The sequence below is a fragment of the Gilliamella sp. M0320 genome, from assembly GCF_016101635.1.
Lineage (GTDB): Bacteria > Pseudomonadota > Gammaproteobacteria > Enterobacterales > Orbaceae > Gilliamella > Gilliamella apis.
The window spans coordinates 1-21,156 of record NZ_JACFQD010000013.1; the positions used below are offsets into that span (position 1 = coordinate 1).

The window sequence follows — 21,156 nt, forward strand, 5'->3', positions numbered from 1 at the left end:
AAATGGCTCAAAAAAAGGGTTTTTATTGGTAAAAATGGACTTTGCCTTTTTGCCAACTGCATTTATAGTATATTGGATTCTAGTTTACTGCCGTGTAGGTAGTTTAGAAAAACCCAGTTTTAAATTTGTGTTAATAAGAGTCGTTTACTGCCGTGTAGGTAGTTTAGAAACCGTTGATATTTACCAGCATTACGTAACCAGTGTTTACTGCCGTGTAGGTAGTTTAGAAACGTTACCTGTTTGATATATGATTTTATGTTTTGTTTACTGCCGTGTAGGTAGTTTAGAAAATATATCCACCTGAAAAATACCCAGATTGAACGTTTACTGCCGTGTAGGTAGTTTAGAAAAATTCAGAATGAGACTGATCTAATAATGATTTGTTTACTGCCGTGTAGGTAGTTTAGAAATGGGGCGATCCAAGGGGGTAGTTATCGCCGTTGTTTACTGCCGTGTAGGTAGTTTAGAAATCATATGATTCACGTACATAAATCTTTTTGATGTTTACTGCCGTGTAGGTAGTTTAGAAATTAAGCCTTAGCGATTGTAGTAGCTAAGGTTTGTTTACTGCCGTGTAGGTAGTTTAGAAAGCAGGGATAGTGCACAAGCTTCAGCTTGTGTGGTTCACTACCGTGTAGGTAGCTTAAAATTAATTAAAATTATAACACTCGAAATCCACCAAACTAAAAAAGTTTAGCAAAGGAGTTTTTTAGGTGAATAAATTCACCACATGTTATAATTATGTTTAATTATAATTAACTCTGTAAATATGATGAATAATAGTACAATTGATAACCAATTAAATGAAAAAATGGTGCTTATTTTCAAAGCATTATCAGATCCGGTTAGAATAGAAATCATTAAATATTTAAAAAGTATAGAAACAGAGGTTATCTGTGGTGAAATTGGTCAAGCAGTTGGTATTAGTAAACCCTCAGGAACTTATCATTTTAGGTTATTACAACAAGCAGAATTAATTAATGTAAGAAAGAGTGCTAGGGAAAAATATGTATGGCTTAATAAATCAACATTTGATAAATATGTTACCGGGTTTTTTGATAATCTTTAAAATACTCAAATATTGATTTATTGTTGAATTTATCGCTTTGATTTTATTAAATATTATTTTTTATCCCTTGCAGTTAACCTTATTGAAAAAACTATTCCTAATAATGATATCAGACCAGACGTAATAATCACTGCATCAAATCCTTCGGCAAAAGCTGTTGAATTAGTGGTTCCGCCGAAAATATTGAATACAATTACGCATATTGTGGTACCTATTGCTCCACCAAATAAGCGAAATATATTATATATTCCTGATGCTTTCCCTAAATATATTGGTTCGACAGCGCTTAACACCGCTTTTTGCAGAGCTGGTCCTGCCATCGAAAGTCCCATACCAGCGATCATTAAAGGTATTGCCATTGCTATATATGAATCAGTTATATTAAATAAAAAAATAATTAATAGATAACCGATCCCCTGTAAGAATAATCCTAATGTTGCAATAATCCTTTCGCCAAATCTATCTACAGCGCTGCCTGCAAAAGGTGCGATAACGACTAATGTTGCTGTCCAAGGTAATAATTGTAATCCCGCCACGAGTGGATTAACGTATTTCTAATACTAAAAAAATTGTGGCAAAAAGAATAACACGCCAAACATCGAGGCATATAATAAAAAAGTTGCGATATTACCGTTAGTGAATACTTTTGAATGAAATAATATCAACGGAATCATAGGGGTAGTAGTCATTTTTTGTCTAATGATAAATAAAATACCAAGTAGTAGACAAGATAATCCGGTAATAATGGTTATAACGTGTGTGGTATTTGTGGTTATGGTGGATAATGACCATATTATTCCGGCGGAAGAGATGGCAATAAGCAAAATATCAATAAAGTTCAACTTATCATCCTTACCTTTACTTTCAGGTAATAAATTATGAGCAAAATAGATTGTTATTATTCCAATAGGCAAATTAATCCAAAATATCCATTGCCATGATAAAGTTGCGACAATAAATCCGCCTAAAACTGGCCCGACAATTAGTGCTAAACCACCAATGCCGCTCCATATTCCTAAAGCTTTTCCACGTATATCAACGGGTAATGAATGCGTTAGAATTGCCATGGACATTGGTGTCATAACACAAGCACCAACAGCCTGTATCATTCGAGATATAATTAATTCAGTAATACTATTCGATAAAGCACAAAATATAGAAGCAATAGTGAAAATGGCAATACCCATCAGATAGACTTTTTTTCTGCCTATTTTTTCGCCCAGTGTTACACCAACCAGTAGTAATGCCGCTATGGTTATATTATAAATGTTCAACAACCACTGTAATAAATTTACCGATATTTGAAAATCATTTCTTATGGCGGTAGTGGCTGTGGTAACTATCATTGAATCGATCATTGACATGAAAAATCCTAAAGAAGTTAAAATAATGATAGCTGATGAATTAACCTTTCTTTCTTGCATATTGTCAACTTCCTGCTTGGCTATATTGGGCAAAATAATTTCCTTAATTTGGATTTTTTAATCTATTAGGCTATATGGTATCTAATTTATTTGAGTTTATAGTTTAATAGTTCATTAGTTATTTAACTATTTTACCATTTAAATGAATTAAAACAAACAGAATAGCTAATTGCTAAGATAAATTTGATTCAATTATTTTTGAAGATGGAAGAATTTACCGCCTTGCGGCGGTATTTTATTTATTATTGATGTTTAACGATAAAACAGCAGTGGATCTGTTTATTGCGTTTAAAATCAAGTGATAGAGTTTTATCAGTGATATCTTGAAATGTTAGCCCTAGTTTTTGCATACCATCGGCATCCATTTTGAAGCCTCGTTTATTGTTTGAAAATACTATTACTCCATTTGGTCTAAGTAAGCGTTTTAAATCACTCATTAATTTTAGATGATCACGCTGAACATCAAAGGTATCGTTCATCCGTTTAGAGTTGGAAAATGTTGGAGGATCGATAAAAATCAGATCAAACTGTTCATCCGCCTGCGATAAATAGAGTAAGCAGTCGGCTTGTATCAATCGATGGTCTTTTCCGGTTAAGCCATTTTGTTTTAAATTACGATCAGCCCACTCTAAATAGGTGCGTGACATATCAACGGTCGTGGTTGATTTTGCGCCACCAAGACCGGCATAAACGGTTGCGCTACCTGTGTAGGCAAATAGATTTAAAAAGTCTTTACCCGCGCTCATTTGGCCGATCATTTTTCTGGCTAGACGGTGATCCAAAAATAAACCGGTATCTAAATAATCGACCACATTAACCCAAAACTGTGTTTTGTGTTGATTAATAGGATATTCATGGACTAAGAAGTAATCCTGTTTTTGCCCAAGTTTTTGATATTGTTGTTTACCTTTTTGCTTTTCGCGAGTTTTTAGTACCAATTGGTCGGCAGTTAATTCCAGTACCGACATAGTGGCATTAATAATATCAAATAGTCGTTGTCGCGTTTTTTGCGGATCAATATTTTTGGGCGCGGCATATTCTTGTATCACAATTTTGTCTTTATAACGATCGATAGCCACGTTATATTCAGGTAAATCTGCATCGTAAAGGCGATAACATTCAAGTTGTTCTTGGCTTGCCCATTTTGCAAATCTTTGGCAATTTTTACGTAGACGATTGGCAAAATCGGCAGCGGGTAAATTTGGTGACGTAACTGGCTTATCGACTTGACGATCAGCAATGGTATAATTTTTTTGTACACAATCTAAAGGCCCATTTTTGGCTTTAAACTGTTTTTCGGCTCGCATTTGCAAACAATCTAACAGTTGTGGAGCGCCACTAAATAGCGATAGTCGCCATCCAGCAAATTGTTGCTTAATTTGACGACCAAGTGCAGAGTGCAGGGCAACCAATGCAGGTTCACTTTCTAATCGTTCACCATAAGGCGGATTGCTGATGATCATACCATGTATATTACGATCAAGTGGATTAGTTAATTGAGTCACATCCTGCACAGCAAAAGTAATTAAATCACCAACTCCAGCTTGGATAGCATTTTGCTTGGCGCGCTCTAACACCGCAGGGTTATTGTCATAACCAATGAAAGGCGTTGTCGCTTTTTTTACATTGTGCTTGGCGGTAAATAACAACTCATTCCAAAGTGTTGGGTTGAATCCTTGCCAAGCAAAAAATCCCCACTGTTTACGTAACAGTCCCGGTGGAATGTTAGAGGCCATCATTGCAGCTTCAATTAGTAAGGTTCCTGAACCACACATTGGATCGATAAGAGGTTCATCTGTTTGCCAGCCCGAGCGGCGAATAATTGCTGCAGCTAAGTTCTCTTTTAATGGTGCTTGGCCTGTTTGTTGACGATAACCACGTTGATGTAGGCTTTCACCACTTAAATCTAACGATAGGGTAACTCGATTTTTGTTGAGATAAGCATGTAAACGAATATCTGGATTTTGTTTGGCAACATTTGGGCGTTGATTGGTTTGACGCATAAAATGGTCAACAATAGCATCTTTGATTTTGAGTGCGCCATATTGACTGTTGCGAATAAAGTCATTAACACCAACAAAGTTAATCATAAATGAGTTATCTACTGCGAAAATATCGCTCCATTTGATATTCATCACACATGAATAGAGATCTAAATCGCTATAGATATCAAACTCAGCAATTGGCAATAGAATCCGAGAAGCCAAACGAGACCATAATAATGATTGGTACATGGTTGATTGATCAGCGTCAAAGTAGACACCACCTTGCGACACTTTACAATTTATCGCGCCAATATTTTCTAACTCTTGTTTTAATAACTCTTCAAGCCCGCGAGAGGTGCTGGCAAATAGCGTTTTCATGCATAATCCACTTAACAATAAAATTGCAGGCATTATACCGACTAATTGCAACAGTGGGAAATGGTCAAACTAAACAATCTATAAACAAATAGAAAATAAGCAGAATCATGATAATTTATACAAAGGTATGGGTTTTGAAAGTTTATTTTTATATAAATTAACTGTTGGTTAATATAAGTGGAAATTGTTTTATCTATTTATCATAATTTGTTAATATACATAGGCTTTGGTTTCAGATTAATTTTATAATAAATTATTTAATTAGTAGATTTAATTAAGCATCTTTTTGGATAGAGGTAAAATGAAAGTACTATCAATTGTTGGATTAATTATAGCTATAATATCTGTTTTTATTCCATTTTTCGGTTTAATTTTAGCTATGTTATGTAGTTTTTTGGCGTTAATTACTTTTGTTAAACAACCGAATATTTCTGGTACTATTTTTGGTATTAATATCTTTAGCACAGCATTTATGTCTCCAGTATTAGCTTCTATGGCCGCAGATTCAGGAATTGGTATTTATCTATTTTTTGTTATATATCATGTAGTAATGATGTTCAATGCATTTATTTTATTTTTAATTTTCCGCAAAAAAAACACTGCGGCATAATCCCCCACCTAGATTGAAAAATCAATTTGCTAACTAACCTTGAGAATTTATAAAGTTTATTAAGTAATTGATTAGTAAAAGTTAATACTTACTCTATTTTTATCAATCCAATTTAACAACGTGTATAATCGATTGCGTGTATAATCAGTAAAGATTGTATAACATTTGTAACGCGAAAATAATGGATATAGGAATGTGTTAGGTATGAAAAAATTAATATTTATAGTGTTATTTACTTTTAGTTATTATTCTTATGCTGAAAGTAAAGTTGGCCAGCATATATTAATTACAAATACATATAATTGGATGTTATATCCAATGTTAATACCGAATAAAAAACCAATCGTAAAACAAAAAATCATAATGAATTTATTAGATACAAATAAAACAATTCATACAATGATTACATCAAACGCAAACGGCCTGATTGAAAAAGTATTTATTAATGATGAGACACAAAATATGAGTATCGATTTTAGTAATAAAACAATTCAAGGCTCAGGTTTTGATGGATTGATTGAGTTAGATAACAATAATTATATTACTACTATTTTGGATAAAAATAATGAACAAATTGTATCTATTTCCCATCAGGGCAGCATTTCTTATAATCAATATGGCGAAGTATTAGAAAGTATTACAAAGACATCTGTTCTTAAAAATGGTAAATCTCAAGCGAGTAATTCACTAGATTTAAATATCAAAAAGTCAGATAGTAAAGAAGAGAACTTGATACTTAGTGATTTTAAATGTGTTTATTCAAATCATAATGAATGTGGTGATTGGACGAGTGGTTATTGTATGACGAAGGATGAGATAAAAAGAATTACATTTACTCGTGAATTAAAATATTAGGATGCAAGATGAAAAAATTTTTATTAGTAGTATGCTGTTTTTTTAATTTTTATGCCTTCGCATCCGTTGATGATGAACGTAACCATATTCGTGTTACTAATAATTATCTCTTTCTTCTTTTTCCTGAGTATATTCCGCATTCTGTTCCTATAAAAAAACAAGAATTACTTATTGAAAATATCCAACCAACATCTTCTGTCAGTAATTTAGAAGTATATTCAGATGATAATGGTCTTATTATAGAAGAATCTGCTCCTGATAAAAAAGGTCTGATTATGGATTATAAGATGCAAGTTTTAACACGAAATGAAAAAGGAACTTTCGTTAATTATTCAGTGCAGTTTGATGATCAAAAAAACGTTACAGAAATTAAAGATTCTAACCAAAAAATAACTTCTTATTATAAATATGATGAACAGGGAAAATTGATTTCTTCAAATGAAAATGTAGATGGGAAAAATTATATAGGTACTTATTTATATGATAAAAACAATAATCTTATTCAGCATAACGAGCGAGAAATTGAAACTATTAGGTCCAAAAAGATACTTACTTTTCTGTCAACAAATTTATATTATCATGATGATGAAAATAGATTGGTTTCTTCCATTTCAAAACAGGAGGATCCTTTATTAAATGGAAAAACGGCATCGTTACCAAAAGATATCAATGAGTCTAAATATCGAACATTTACTTGTTACTATAGTCAATATAATGAACACGGTGATTGGACTGTTAGCCAATGTTTTAACGGTGATAATGAATTAGATATGTCTATAACACGAAAATTAGAATATTAGTCTGCATAAGGAAAACTGATAGCGAGGGAGCTAAGTCTTACTAGTTATTATACGTATGCTGAAGTAGGTGGAGAGCTGTTTAATAATTATCTAATTGATTTAATGTGAGAACTTTAATTTTGATGATAATACCAAAATATACATTAAGTCCTCACATTTGATCTAATAAATTACTCTACTGTTACCGATTTTGCTAGGTTACGAGGTTGGTCGACATCGGTACCTTTAATTAGGGCGACATGGTAAGCAAGTAATTGCGTCGGTACTGTGTAGTAGATTGGCGCAGTAAGTTCTTCAATGTGGGGTAAGTTGATAATATGCATAGTATCGTCGCTAACAAAACCAGCATCTTGCTCAGCAAACACATAAAGTTGACCACCACGGGCACGCACTTCTTCAATATTGGCTTTGAGTTTTTCAAGTAAGTCATTCGTTGGCGCCATAACAATAACTGGCATATCTGCATCAATTAACGCTAAAGGCCCATGTTTTAATTCACCAGCTGCATAAGCTTCGGCATGAATATAGGAGATCTCTTTTAGCTTTAATGATGCCTCGATAGCGATTGGATATTCATCGCCACGACCTAAAAATAGTGCATGATGTTTATCGACAAAATGACCAGCAAGTTTTTTGATTACAGGTTCGGCCATTAATACTTGTTCTATACGGTTTGGTAAAGTTTGTAATGCATGGACGATTGCTTGTTCAGTGATTTCTGCCATATCATTAAGTCGGCCTAACTTAGCCACTAACAGTAATAATACCGTTAATTGTGTGGTAAATGCTTTGGTTGAGGCGACACCAATTTCAACGCCAGCTTTGGTTAGTAAAACCAAATCAGCTTCTCGAACTAAAGTCGATGCTGCTACATTACATACCGCAAGAGTGCTTAGGTAATTGTTCTGTTTAGCTAAGCGTAAAGCAGCAAGGGTATCGGCAGTTTCCCCGGATTGTGATAGGGTGATAAATAAACTATTTTTGCGACGAGCTGGTTTTCGATAACGAAATTCCGAGGCAATTTCGACATCACAAGGAATGCCGGCTAAGGATTCAAACCAATAACGAGCAACCATGCCTGCATTATAAGCTGTGCCACAGGCAACAATTTGGATGTGTTCAACTTGCTTGAGAATATGTTCAGCATTTGGGCCTAGTTCTGATAAATCCACTTTGCCATGGGCCATGCGACCTTCTAAGGTATTTTTAATCGCATTCGGCTGTTCATAAATCTCTTTTTGCATGTAATGGTTAAAACCTGCTTTGCTGCCAGCATCATATTTGGCATCTGATTCAATGCAAGGGCGATTTATTTGACTAAAATTTTTGTCATAAATTGTTACTGAACGTTGAGTGACAAGCGCTATATCACCTTCTTCTAAGAAGATAAACTGCCGAGTTACCGGTAATAAAGCCAGTTGATCTGAGGCAATAAAGTTTTCGCCAATGCCACAACCAATAACAAGTGGGCTACCAGAACGTGCGGCAACTAGAATATCAGGATTTCGAGTGTCCATAATTACTGTACCATAAGCACCTCGTAAGAGTGGAATGGCTTTTTGCACAGCTTCTAATAAGGAACATTCTTCCGTGTTGATGATGTCATGAATTAAGTGGGCAATGACTTCAGTATCTGTTTCTGAACGGAATTGGTAACCTTTCGCGATAAGTTTTTCACGCAGTGGTTCGAAATTTTCGATAATTCCATTATGTACAACGGCAATAAAGTCGGATATATGTGGGTGCGCATTATGTTCAACTGGTTCACCATGTGTTGCCCAGCGAGTGTGGGCTATACCGGTTGAACCGGCAACTGGTTGTTCGTTTACCGCATCTTTAAGCGCTTGTACTTTTCCTACCCGCCTTATTCGTTGTAATTCACCTGTTGGTGAAATAATAGCAAGTCCGGCAGAATCATAACCACGATATTCTAATCTCTTAAGTCCTTCTAATAAAATATCTGCCACATCACGCTTAGCGATTGCACCTACAATACCACACATCGTTTATTCCTCTTTCGATTTCGTTGGTCTTTTCCAACCCGCAAGTTGTTTTTGTTTTACACGACTAACCACTAATTCATTGTCGTTAACATCGTTAGTAACTGTTGTGCCAGCCGCAATCGTTGCTCCTTTACCTATTTTGACTGGGGCAATAAGTTGGCTGTCAGAACCAACAAAAACATCATCTTCGATAACTGTTTTAAATTTATTAGCACCATCATAATTACAGGTAATTGTGCCAGCGCCAATGTTGACATTACTGCCAATTTCACTGTCACCTAAATAACTTAAATGTCCGGCTTTGGTTGCATGGCCAAGATGAGCTTTTTTCAATTCAACAAAATTACCAACGTGGGCATGATCATCTAGTTTGCTGCCTGGTCTTATTCTGGCAAATGGTCCGATAGTACAGTGCTGAGCAATAATCGAATCTTCAATCACCGAGTATGGACTAATTTCGCTGTTATCGGCGATGGTGCAGTTTTTCAAAATACAGCCTGCACCGATAATGACATTATTTCCTAATGTCACATCGCCATGAATAATCACATTTGTATCAATGATGACATCTTTACCATGAGTTAATTTTCCACGTAGATCAAAACGGGCTGGATCAAGTAAAGTTACTCCAGCAAGTAATAATTGCTCGGCTTGCCACTGTTGATAATGGCGTTCTAAAGTTGCTAACTGTAATCGGTTGTTGACGCCTTCAACTTCAAATTGCTTTATTGGATGTGAAGTTAAAATTTCATAACCATCTTGATGTGCAAAGGCAATAATATCGGTTAAGTAATACTCTTTTTGCGCATTGTTATTGGTTAAACGCGCTAACCACTGCTTAAGTAATTTGCCTGTAACTAGCATAATACCAGTATTAATTTCGGTGATTTTTTGTTGTTCGGCATTGGCATCTTTTTGTTCAACGATAGCCACAACTTTACCATCTTTGCGTTCGATTCGACCATAGCCAGTTGGGTCATCTAAAATCACTGTTAATAAGGCGATACCTTGTTTGGGTTTACTTGCAATAAGATTTTGCAAAGTTTCAACTGAGATAAGTGGAGTATCGCCATATAAAATTAATATATCTTCATCATCTTGAATGTAAGGGATAGCTTGTTGAACCGCATGTCCTGTCCCTAATTGTTCAGCTTGATAAACAAGTTGCACCGGCTGATTTTGTAACGATTTTTCAAGTTCGTTTTTGCCGTGCCCATAAACAATATTGATGCGATTAGTATTAAGTTGTTGAACTGTATCAATAACATGTTGTAACATCGGCTTACCGCCGATTTTATGTAAAACTTTAGGTAGGTTGGAATACATCCGTGTGCCTTTTCCTGCCGCCAAAATAATAGCACTACGTTTTGGAGGTGAAATTGCCATAATCAGTTCCGGTCTGGTTAAATAAGGCTAATACTATAATCAAAGTTTTCCATGAAATCACCCCGAAATTATTAATTTTTATCCTAAAAAAAGAATTATTGATATTTACCAAGAGTTTTAATAAAAGGAAGCATTGTTATGAATAGCATTATCAAGGTTTTATTGCTTTATACCACTCATGAAAAGCAAACCTTTAAAATCATGCAGCGAATAAAAACAGAACTTGCCGGTAAATGTGATTGTGATTTGATTGAGTTATTACCAGATAGCCACATAGATCTTACTAATTACCAAGCGGTATTAATTGGTTGTTCTATTCGCTATGGTTTTTATAGTAAAACCATGAAAAAATTTATTGATGCTAACTATCTGCAATTAAATACACTTAAATCTGGCTTTTTTGGCGTAAATGTGGTGGCAAGAAAACCGCATAAAAATACGCCTGAAACGAATATATATACTAAAAAATTCTTAGCTAAAATTGCCTGGCAACCAACGATTAAAGCGGTATTTGCTGGGGCACTTTATTATCCAAAATATAATTGGTTTGATCGTAATATGATTCGCTTTATTATGTGGTTGGGTAAAGGTGATACCGATGTGACTAAAGAAGTGATCGAGTACACAAATTGGGACAAAGTAGATGAGTTTGCTCATCAATTTGCGACACTTATCAATGAGTAATCTTAGTTATCTCTATAAAATAAGTCAGTATTTTCGTTAAATATCAAGTCTTAAAGTTCTTTTTAAGAAACTTTGTGATATAGATCAACATTTTTACTAAAAAGGTGTACAATATTGCGCCTATAGAATTTATCTCCTAATTGGGATTTTAATTGTGATTGAAAATTTAAGAAATATAGCCATTATTGCTCACGTTGACCATGGTAAAACCACCTTGGTTGATAAATTATTAAAACAGTCTGGTACGCTTGATAATTTACGTGGCGACGACAATGAAAGAATAATGGACTCTAATGCGCTTGAAAAAGAGCGTGGTATTACTATTTTAGCTAAAAATACCGCTATCGATTGGAATGGTTATCGTATTAATATTGTTGATACTCCAGGACATGCCGATTTTGGTGGTGAAGTTGAACGTGTAATGTCAATGGTTGATTCGGTATTATTGCTGGTTGATGCAATGGACGGACCAATGCCACAAACACGTTTTGTTACCCAAAAAGCGTTTGCTTATGGTTTAAAACCGATTGTTGTTATCAATAAAGTTGACCGTCCAGGCGCTCGTCCTGATTGGGTTGTCGATCAAGTATTCGATTTATTTGTAAATCTAGGTGCAACTGATGAACAGCTTGATTTCCCAATTGTTTATGCATCAGCATTAATGGGATTTGCAGGACTTGATCATGAAGATATGGCTGAAGATATGACGCCATTATTTGAAGCAATTGTTGAACATGTTGAGCCACCAGCAGTTGACTTAGATGGTCCTTTCCAAATGCAAATTTCACAACTTGATTATAATAACTATGTTGGTGTTATTGGTATTGGTCGTATTAAACGTGGTCGTGTTAAACCAAATCAACAAGTCACTATTGTTGATAGTGAAGGTAATAAACGCACTGGTAAAGTAGGCCAAGTATTAGGTCATTTAGGTTTACAACGTTATGAAGCCGAAGTTGCTGAAGCAGGTGATATTATTGCGATCACTGGTTTAGGCGAACTTGGTATCTCTGATACAATTTGTGATAATAGTTGCGTTGAAGCATTACCAGCATTAAGTGTTGATGAACCAACTGTTACTATGTTCTTTAATGTTAATAGCTCACCATTTGCTGGCAAAGAAGGTAAATATGTGACTTCACGTCAAATTCTTGAGCGTTTAAACAAAGAACTGGTACATAATGTGGCTTTACGCGTTGAAGAAACACCAGACCCAGATGCATTTAAAGTTTCTGGTCGTGGTGAATTACATTTATCAGTACTTATTGAAAATATGCGTCGTGAAGGTTATGAACTTGGGGTATCACGTCCTAAAGTTATCTTTAAAGAGATTGATGGCAAAAAACAAGAGCCTTTCGAACAAGTTACTTTAGATATTGAAGAACAGCACCAAGGTTCAGTGATGGAAGCTTTAGGTCTACGTAAAGGTGATTTAACCAATATGTTACCTGATGGTAAAGGACGTGTACGTTTAGATTATGTTATTCCAAGTCGTGGTCTGATTGGTTTTAGAACTGAATTTATGACGATGACCTCAGGTACTGGTTTACTTTACTCAACATTTAGCCATTATGATGATGTACGTCCAGGTGAAATCGGCCAACGTAATAATGGTGTAATGATTTCGAATGGTACAGGTAAAGCGTTAGCTTATGCACTTTATAGTTTACAAGATCGCGGTAAATTATTCCTTGGTCATGGTGCAGAAGTGTATGAAGGGCAAATTATTGGTATCCATACTCGCTCAAATGATTTAACCGTTAACTGCTTAACGGGTAAGAAATTAACTAACATGCGAGCATCGGGTACTGATGAAGCCACTACGCTTTCGCCACCAGTTAAAATGACATTAGAACAAGCATTAGAATTTATTGATGATGATGAATTAGTAGAAGTTACACCATTATCTGTACGTTTGCGTAAACGTCATTTAACTGAAAATGATCGTAAACGAGCATTCAGAAGCAATAAAGAGTAATGTCAGTAAAAAACTAGCAAGTTTAACTTGTTAGTTTAAATTAGAAATGAAAACCTCGCTAATTAGCGAGGTTTTTTTTGGCTTTAACTCTGGCGATAGCATCGGCAATTGATTGCTTGCGATCTTTTTGTGTAGTCGTATTGCTTATTGGCATCGACTTAGGAAATAAAATTGTTGGTGGTACCAGTTGATTGTGATTTAATCGTTGCTGTTTTTTTTGCGTCAACAGTAACTCTTCCTGTTCATTCAAGGCAACACCTAGTGTACTTAAGGTAATACAGTCAGTTGGACAAGTATTAATACAATTACTACAAGATGTACAATATTGTGGCAATATGGTATGTAATACTTGTTTGCTTCCTACAATAGCATCAGTAGGGCAAACGCGTATACATTTGCCACAACCAATACAATTTTCTTCATCAATTAACGCTTTATATTGTGTTTGCATAATAATTTTTTAAATTAACTTAAACCAACAATATTACCATCTTTGTCAATATCGATATTTCGATAAGCCGGATTAGTACCAAGTCCAGGCATTGTCATCACATTACCTGCATAAACCCGAATAAAACCAGCACCGGCAGATATTGCTAAATGGCTGATATCAACATCAAAATCGGTTGGCACATTTTTTAAATTTGCATCAGCACTGATTGACATTGGTGTTTTCGCGATACAAAGTGGTAAATGATCTAATTTTAATGCTTCAATTTCTTTAATGTTTTTAAGCGCGGTGTCTGATAAATTAGCTTTATTAGCACCATATTTTTTTACCATTGTTTGGATTTTATCTATTAATGGCATACTGTCAGGATAAGGTAACTTGATTTCACTTGGCATATCACACGCTTTAATCACATGTTTAGCCAGTTTTTCTGCGCCTTTACCACCTTGAGTAAATACTTCACTGACTTCACAAGCAAATGCACCGTGTTCAATGGCGTATTTTTGTAAAAATGCTAATTCTTCCTCACTATCATGTGGGAATCGATTGATTGCTACAATCACTTGTAAACCATAACTTTTAGCATTATTAATATGCCACGCTAAATTAGCTGCACCAATTTCAAGCAATTCTACATTAGACTCTGAAATCTCTTTTGGTATGGCTTGTCCTGGCTTGATATTATACTTACCACTATTCGATTTTAAGCTACGCACAGTTGCAACAAGCACTACACAAGATGCCTTGATACCAGCTTGACGGTATTTAATATTAAAGAATTTTTCCATTCCCATGTCTGAGCCGAATCCTGCTTCGGTTATCACATAGTCAGCTAATTGCATAGCAATGCGGTCTGCAATTACAGATGAATTACCATGAGCAATATTGGCAAATGGGCCTGCATGGATTAATACCGGTGTATTTTCCACTGTTTGCATAAGGTTTGGATTAATGGCATTTTTAAGCAGAACGGTCATTGCCCCAGCAACTTCAAGTTGTTCAGCAGTAATTGGTTCACCACTAGTGTTATAGGCTAAAATAATTCGTCCAATTCGTGCGCGCATATCATGTAGATCAGATGCTAACGCTAAAATTGCCATAAGTTCTGATGCCGCAGTAATTTCAAAGCCGTCACGGCGTTCAATTCCATTGACGCCACCGCCAACACCGACAGTAATATTACGCAGAGCGCGATCATTGTGATCGATAACGCGTTTCCAAACAATACGATTAACATCGATGTTTAAACGTGGTAAACCAGTTTGTGCTGTAAATTCATCACCAAGGCGCTCTTCATGATAAAGACGAGAATCTAATGCCGCAGACGCCAGATCATGGGCTGCAGTTATAGCGTGGATATCACCAGTAAGATGAAGATTTAATGTCTCCATCGGCAAAACTTCGGCTTGCCCGCCACCGGCAGCACCACCTTTAACCCCAAACACTGGTCCTAAACTAGGTTGACGAATACAAGCGATAGCAGATTTTCCTAAATAATTTAAACCTTCACTTAATCCAATAGTATTGACAGTTTTTCCTTCACCAAGAGGGGTTGGGGTTATTGCTGTGACTAATACTAATTTACCCTGAGTTTTATTTTGATCTGCTTTAATAATAGATAAATCAATTTTAGCGACATATTTACCATGAGGCAGTACATATTCATCAGGGATATTACATTGTTTTGCGATTTCAGTTATTGGGCGTAAAGGCATATTCGTTCTCGTATAATAATAAACAGGTTGTCAGTATAAAGAATTTAAAATGCCGAATAAAGCAACAATTTTATCTTTATTGATTTTCGGCACAATCTTTAATTATATTGTTATAATGGGCAAATTTTTAAACTATAGGATAATTGTCAAATGAATTGGTTTTCACAGTATTCGCTTTTCCTGGCTGAAACAGTAACTGTTGTTGTTGCTATTCTAGCAATATTAATATTTATTTTATGTCAGCGTCGAAAATCATCCACAGTTGCTGGCCGAATGTCAGTTAAAGATATAAGCCAAGAGTATGAACAAGCTAAAGATGAAATGTTAATGTCTAGTATGGACGAGGTTGAAGCCAAACAATTCACTAAAGATCTAAAAAAACAAAAAAAACTTGAAAAGAAACAGGCTAAACAAGCAGCTAAACTAAATAAGAAACAAACAGATACTGCGGCGTCGGACGATACTGTAAAATCACCCGAGACAACGTCTGCTTTACAGACAAAACCTAAACTGTTTGTTCTATCATTTAATGGTAGTATGGATGCGCATGAAGTTGAAGAGTTGCGCCAAGAAATTACTGCCGTATTAGCTATCATCAAACCAGAAGACGAAGTTGTGGTAAAACTTGAAAGCCCAGGTGGGGTAGTGCATGGTTATGGGTTGGCCGCTTCGCAATTATTACGCTTTAGAACACGAAATATCCCTTTTACTGCGGTGGTAGATAAAGTTGCCGCCAGTGGCGGCTATATGATGGCATGTACTGCTAACAAAATAGTTGCAGCGCCATTTGCTATTGTTGGTTCAATTGGGGTAGTTGCGCAAATTCCTAACTTTAATCGATTACTTAAAAAGCATGATGTTGATATTGAATTGCAAACAGCAGGCGAATACAAGCGAACTTTAACCATGTTTGGTGAAAACACTGACGAAGGTCGTCAAAAATTCAAGCAAGAACTGGAAGAGACTCATCTATTATTTAAAGACTTTGTAAAAGAGTATCGACCTAATATTGATATTGAACAGGTTGCTACAGGAGAACATTGGTTTGCAACACAAGCTAAAGAAAAGGGTTTAGTTGACGAAATTAGTACCAGTGATGATTTTATCTTATCGCATTTAGACACGCATAAAATCATTGCAGTTAACTATCAACGAAAACAAAAGCTATCAGAAAAACTCTCGAAAAATGTTGTAAAAGGCATGGAAAGATTATTCTTTAGACAAGGAAACGGACTGTAACAGTCCGTTTTTTTATAAATGTATCAGCTAAATTTATTACAACCCAATCATAAAATTTGCAAAATCTCATCAAGATAATCGTTAAAGTTGATATTTTTTAACAATGATTAATTAACTTCAAAATAGCTTATTTTTAAGAATTTTAATGGTAAAAATTAGCTTTATTACTGAATATCGACAACTTAAAAAGAGCAACGAGTTATAGATAAATATTTAGATAATTTATTGCTTAGTGATCTATTCTACGGATAATTTTTTAGCAAAAAAATAAGAAATAAGGCAAAAAATAAAGGTTTAAAAAATTAAATACCTTTACAAAAATTAACAATTTAGAGGTTAAAAAAATTGCATACTTTTTACTTAATCTCTATACTTTTCCTTATTCTTATTAAAGTGAAATTACCGATTAGTAGTTAGTCAATTAAACAAAATAAATTAATATAAAACATCAATTTACTTGACACGGACGTTATTATGAGCTATAATTTTAACACCAAACACCAAACACCAAACCTGCTCAAACCAATAATTTAAATTCGCCTAATTTTAGCAATCAAGGTTTAATCTTTCGTCAGAGTTTATTCCTCCACCAAAACTTAAGAAATTTTTTTAGTTCGATTTTATTTAAGCCAATTTTTTCGGTATTAGCACTTGTTTTATTGCTACTGTTATCATTTAGTAGTCAGTCTTTAACCGCTAGAACAACTCATATTATTCATGGTAATGCGCCATACTTAACTTTTGATGGTGGTCGAACTTCTGTAACTAATTTGGAAGGTTTACTTTGGATAACTTTATCCAATGGGGTTAAATTTACTCCATCAAACAATAATTCGTCAATCAACCCCATTGAGTTGCCAAATAGTGGTGAAAGTTTTGCTGATATCGGTATGTTAGTGCCAACCGACAGCAATTCAATAGCATTAAATTCGCTTATCGGCTCACCTAATCATTATTGGATGGATGATGATGGCGATGGTCAGGGTAGTGATAGTATTATAGTTACAGGTAATTTAAATCTAACGATTACTGATAAAGATAACCAACCAGTATCTCGAACTGCAGTCCTTGATATTTGTAAGGCACCTTATAAAATCACATTAACCAGTTCGGATGGCACATTAAGTACTGGTTATGGTGTTCCCAAAAGTAGTTATTTCAATGCGAGTAATGTAACTTACTATGTAAATCCTAAACTCATTCCAAAGGTGTGCTTTGCCAAACCTAGCATAGAGCATAGTTCAAATGATGAAACAATAATTGTCGCCGATAATTATGTTACACCCGACTTCCGTGGGCCTTCTACGATATGGGCTGATAAGAAAGGTTTTATTACTCAGTCAACTAATCTGTCATCTTATGGTTTGAATTTTCCTACAACAGGAGCTAATAATTTATATTTTGATTTAATTATAGTCGGTAGTGGTCCGTTGAATTGGGCCCCTGTTACTCGTAGTGGTATTACCGCTACTATGATGCCGGATTCTATAGGAACAAAGGTTAAAGTTACATTAACCGGTCCTGTCGCAGAACCTCAACAATGGAATTCTAAAAATCCAAGCAATATCAAAACAATATCTAGACCTATATTACCTCAGACGTTCGAGTTGGTTGGTAGAGATAGTAGCGGTAAAGATATCGTCAAGTATGGATTTAAGTTAAAGCAGTGGTTTGTTAGCCGTGGAAATAGTATGGCTACTCCTGGAGAGCACGAATTGTGGTGTGAAAATATTGGTTACCGTATGCCTGGAGTAAAAGATTTAACTAACGCAAAACGTGACGAAATCGCGGGTGCTACCCCTTGGTCAACGGGTAACAACTATCAACGTCAGATTGGTGCAGGATTATTCACTGAATGGGGTTCTATGAGCAATTACAATGATGCTGAATTTAAATACGTTTATTATTATTGGGTAAAAGAAGTTCACCCTGACAACGATAACTATCAGCTTGATGTAGATCAAAAATCTGGCTTCATTGGTTGGTATCCTAAAAGTAGAACAAGAACTTCAGCTGTTTGTGTAACCCCTTAGTGGGTAATATTTTTTTCATATTTACACTCTCAATCAGGCATGGAAAGATTATTCTTTAGACAAGGAAACGGACTATAACAGTCCGTTTTTTTATAAATGTATCAGCTAAATTTATTACAAACCAATCATAAAATTTGCAAAATCTCATCAAGATAATCGTTAAAGTTGATATTTTTTAGCAATGATTAATTAACTTCAAAATAGCTTATTTTTAAGAATTTTAATGGTAAAAATTAGCTTTATTACTGAATATCGACAACTTAAAAAGAGCAACGAGTTATAGATAAATATTTAGATAATTTATTGCTTAGTGATCTATTCTACGGACAATTTTTTAGCAAAAAAATAAGAAATAAGGCAAAAAATAAAGGTTTAAAAAATTAAATACCTTTACAAAAATTAACAATTTAGAGGTTAAAAAAATTGCATACTTTTTACTTAATCTCTATACTTTTCCTTATTCTTATTAAAGTGAAATTACCGATTAGTAGTTAGTCAATTAAACAAAATAAATTAATATAAAACATTAATTTACTTGACGCGGACGTTATTATGAGCTATAATTTTAACACCAAACACCAAACACCAAACCTGCCCAAACCAATAATTTAAATTCGCCTAATTTTAGCAATCAAGGTTTAATCTTTCGTCAGATTTTATTTCTCCACCAACACTTAAGAAATTTTTTTAGTCCGATTTTAATTAAGCCAATTTTTTCGGTATTAGCACTTGTTTTATTGCTAATGTTATCATTTAGTAGTCAGTCTTTAACCGCTAGAACAACTCATATTATTCATGGTAATGCGCCATACTTAACTTTTGATGGTGGTCAGACTCGAGTTACTGATACAACTAAATTATTAGGTATTATTTTATCGGATGGAAGAACGTTTACAGCAAATAATAATTCGTCAATAACACCAATAATCTTGCCAAATCTTGGTGAAACTTTAGCTAATGTAGATATGCTGGTACCAATTGGTGCAGATTCAATTTCATTAACTTCAATTATTGGTTCGCCTTATAATTATTGGGGGGATGATGACGGTGATGGTCAGGAAAATAATGGTATCTCTGCTACAGGTTATTTAAGTTTAACTATTACTGACAAAGATAATCAAACTGTATCTCGTAATTCAACTTTAGATATTTGTAGAGCACCTTATAAAATCACATTAACCAGTAATGATGGTATACTAAGTACCCAGTATGGCGTACCTAGTAGTAGCTATTTTACAGGTAGTCATGCGACGTATTACATTAATCCCAACGAATCATCAAAAGTTTGCTTTGTTGCTCCAATATTATTTCCTGGTTCAAATACAGAGGTTAATGGTATCGATTTTCGGGGACCTCCTTCTATATGGCTTGCCAATAAGGGTTTTATTCCTCAGTCTACAACGCTATCAACTTACAATTTGAATTTTCCTACTACAGGAATGCATGATTTGTACTTTGACCTAGATATTGGAGGAGCAAGAGTTTTAACATGGGACTCGGTCGAACGGGGGGGAATTACCGCGACGTTAATCCCTGATTCAACAGGTTCACGTGTTACTGTCAAATTAACGGGGCCCAGTGCAAAAGATTTTCAATTAAATTCTGATTTACCCGGTAGTGTAGCAAAGCCTGTATTACCACAAACATTTGAGTTAGTTGGTAAAGATAGTCAAGGTAATCCTTTGATAAAATATGGTTTTCAATTAAAACAATGGTATGTCCATCGAGGTGCAAATAATTACTATACTTATCCAAGTACCTTATCATGGTGCAGTAATATTGGTTATCGTCTTCCTCAAATTAAAGATTTAACTAATGCTATTTGTGCAGGACCTTGGTGGGATGAGGAATGTCAAGGTTCGGTTAGTGCAACTCCATCTTCAAACGGTAATAACTTTCAACGTGTAATTGGTGGAGGATTCTTCTCGGAGTGGGGACAAATGGACAAATATATTAGTAGTTTTTATGATAATCACAATTACTGGACCATCGATTTTGTAGAAACAGATCGTTTAAGCCATTTTTCCGTTCACTCGAATAATGGCCACATTGCTCGGCATAAAAATGAAGTTGTACTCAGAGGTATGTGTACTACCCCTTAATTTTTTGTTAGAAAAATATAAGAGAGTACTAGCAAATTGCTAGAGAATTTCAACTATTCAGGAGATTAAACTCACATAGCCTTCAATTTTACCTGAGGGTTTAAATAAGAAAGTTGAGGAACGGGGTTTTTTGAGCTCTAAATGTCCACAAATTTTAGATTTTAATTAAAATTTTGCTAAGAAATAATGGTTTTGATATCTGATATATTATTTTTTAATTACTAAAATATTTTGAGTCAATTATTGTTTACATATCTTAACAATTTATCATTAAGCAACATTTGTCAAAATTGATAAATTTATTTATAATTTTTCAATAAGGAAATATATTTTTATTGTTATAAAATAATTGGATACATTGACAAAGGACTGAAAATATGTTAAAATACAGTTGTTTAGAGGCCAGCCAGCCAGCCAGCCAGCCAGCCAGCCAGCCAGCCAGCC

The 21,156-nt window shown here is 34.7% G+C and carries 14 protein-coding genes, 1 pseudogene and 1 CRISPR repeat array; of the genes and pseudogenes, 9 read left to right on the forward strand and 6 right to left on the reverse strand.

Annotated features, from left to right (window positions below; translation table 11 throughout):
• Positions 1-82: 82 nt before the first annotated feature.
• Positions 83-650: a CRISPR direct-repeat array (repeat unit 28 nt; unit sequence GTTTACTGCCGTGTAGGTAGTTTAGAAA).
• 122 nt (positions 651-772) lie between these two features.
• A complete protein-coding gene (locus H3T83_RS11090; RefSeq protein WP_034901766.1) occupies positions 773-1,069 on the forward strand; it encodes a helix-turn-helix transcriptional regulator in 297 nt (98 codons plus the stop codon).
• A 53-nt stretch (positions 1,070-1,122) separates the two neighbouring features.
• Here the strand turns inward: H3T83_RS11090 and H3T83_RS11605 are convergent.
• Both H3T83_RS11605 and rlmKL read right to left on the reverse strand, forming a co-directional pair.
• A pseudogene (locus H3T83_RS11605) lies at positions 1,123-2,493 on the reverse strand (MFS transporter).
• 242 nt (positions 2,494-2,735) lie between these two features.
• Positions 2,736-4,856 (reverse strand): bifunctional 23S rRNA (guanine(2069)-N(7))-methyltransferase RlmK/23S rRNA (guanine(2445)-N(2))-methyltransferase RlmL, encoded by a 2,121-nt coding sequence (rlmKL, locus tag H3T83_RS11105; protein WP_198215788.1) that lies wholly within the window; start codon positions 4,854-4,856, stop codon positions 2,736-2,738.
• A gap of 301 nt (positions 4,857-5,157) precedes the next feature.
• On the opposite strand from rlmKL, the gene H3T83_RS11110 reads away from it, so the two are divergent.
• The 3 genes from H3T83_RS11110 (at position 5,158) to H3T83_RS11120 (ending at position 7,121) form a co-directional block, all read left to right on the forward strand.
• The gene (locus H3T83_RS11110; protein WP_065578488.1) at positions 5,158-5,466 is read left to right on the forward strand and encodes a hypothetical protein; all 309 of its coding nucleotides are present in this window, start codon (positions 5,158-5,160) and stop codon (positions 5,464-5,466) included.
• Positions 5,467-5,670: 204 nt separating this feature from the next.
• The gene (locus tag H3T83_RS11115) at positions 5,671-6,321 is read left to right on the forward strand and encodes a hypothetical protein (RefSeq protein ID WP_198215789.1); all 651 of its coding nucleotides are present in this window, start codon (positions 5,671-5,673) and stop codon (positions 6,319-6,321) included.
• An 8-nt stretch (positions 6,322-6,329) separates the two neighbouring features.
• Complete coding sequence (locus tag H3T83_RS11120; protein WP_198215790.1) at positions 6,330-7,121, forward strand: hypothetical protein; 792 nt, start codon at positions 6,330-6,332, stop codon at positions 7,119-7,121.
• Positions 7,122-7,291: 170 nt separating this feature from the next.
• Here H3T83_RS11120 and glmS read toward each other — a convergent pair whose 3' ends face one another.
• Both glmS and glmU read right to left on the reverse strand, forming a co-directional pair.
• Positions 7,292-9,124, reverse strand: coding sequence for a glutamine--fructose-6-phosphate transaminase (isomerizing) (gene glmS / locus H3T83_RS11125; protein WP_198215791.1), 1,833 nt, complete (start codon positions 9,122-9,124; stop codon positions 7,292-7,294).
• A 3-nt stretch (positions 9,125-9,127) separates the two neighbouring features.
• The gene (glmU, locus tag H3T83_RS11130) at positions 9,128-10,510 is read right to left on the reverse strand and encodes a bifunctional UDP-N-acetylglucosamine diphosphorylase/glucosamine-1-phosphate N-acetyltransferase GlmU (RefSeq protein ID WP_198215792.1); all 1,383 of its coding nucleotides are present in this window, start codon (positions 10,508-10,510) and stop codon (positions 9,128-9,130) included.
• 147 nt (positions 10,511-10,657) lie between these two features.
• Between glmU and hemG the strand changes: the two genes are divergently transcribed.
• Together hemG and typA are read left to right on the forward strand one after the other, a co-directional pair.
• Positions 10,658-11,194, forward strand: a complete 537-nt coding sequence (gene hemG / locus H3T83_RS11135; protein ID WP_086361226.1) for a menaquinone-dependent protoporphyrinogen IX dehydrogenase — start codon at positions 10,658-10,660, stop codon at positions 11,192-11,194.
• Positions 11,195-11,348: 154 nt separating this feature from the next.
• A complete protein-coding gene (gene typA, locus H3T83_RS11140; protein ID WP_198215793.1) occupies positions 11,349-13,172 on the forward strand; it encodes a ribosome-dependent GTPase TypA in 1,824 nt (607 codons plus the stop codon).
• Positions 13,173-13,230: 58 nt separating this feature from the next.
• On the opposite strand, the gene H3T83_RS11145 is transcribed toward typA, so the two are convergent.
• Together H3T83_RS11145 and H3T83_RS11150 are read right to left on the reverse strand one after the other, a co-directional pair.
• A complete protein-coding gene (locus H3T83_RS11145; protein ID WP_065578483.1) occupies positions 13,231-13,623 on the reverse strand; it encodes an RnfABCDGE type electron transport complex subunit B in 393 nt (130 codons plus the stop codon).
• Positions 13,624-13,637: 14 nt separating this feature from the next.
• Positions 13,638-15,338, reverse strand: coding sequence for a formate--tetrahydrofolate ligase (locus H3T83_RS11150; RefSeq protein WP_198215794.1), 1,701 nt, complete (start codon positions 15,336-15,338; stop codon positions 13,638-13,640).
• Positions 15,339-15,488: 150 nt separating this feature from the next.
• Here H3T83_RS11150 and sohB point away from each other — a divergent pair, with 150 nt between their 5' ends.
• The 3 genes from sohB (at position 15,489) to H3T83_RS11165 (ending at position 20,712) form a co-directional block, all read left to right on the forward strand.
• Positions 15,489-16,577 carry a protease SohB gene (gene sohB, locus H3T83_RS11155; RefSeq protein ID WP_065578481.1) on the forward strand — a complete coding sequence of 363 codons (1,089 nt, stop codon included), beginning with the start codon at positions 15,489-15,491 and terminating at the stop codon, positions 16,575-16,577.
• A gap of 659 nt (positions 16,578-17,236) precedes the next feature.
• On the forward strand, positions 17,237-18,610 hold the full coding sequence (locus H3T83_RS11160) for a hypothetical protein (RefSeq protein ID WP_198215795.1): 1,374 nt from the start codon (positions 17,237-17,239) through the stop codon (positions 18,608-18,610).
• Positions 18,611-19,353: 743 nt separating this feature from the next.
• Positions 19,354-20,712: a hypothetical protein gene (locus H3T83_RS11165; RefSeq protein WP_065578480.1), complete on the forward strand. Its 1,359-nt coding sequence runs from the start codon at positions 19,354-19,356 to the stop codon at positions 20,710-20,712.
• Positions 20,713-21,156 lie beyond the last annotated feature (444 nt).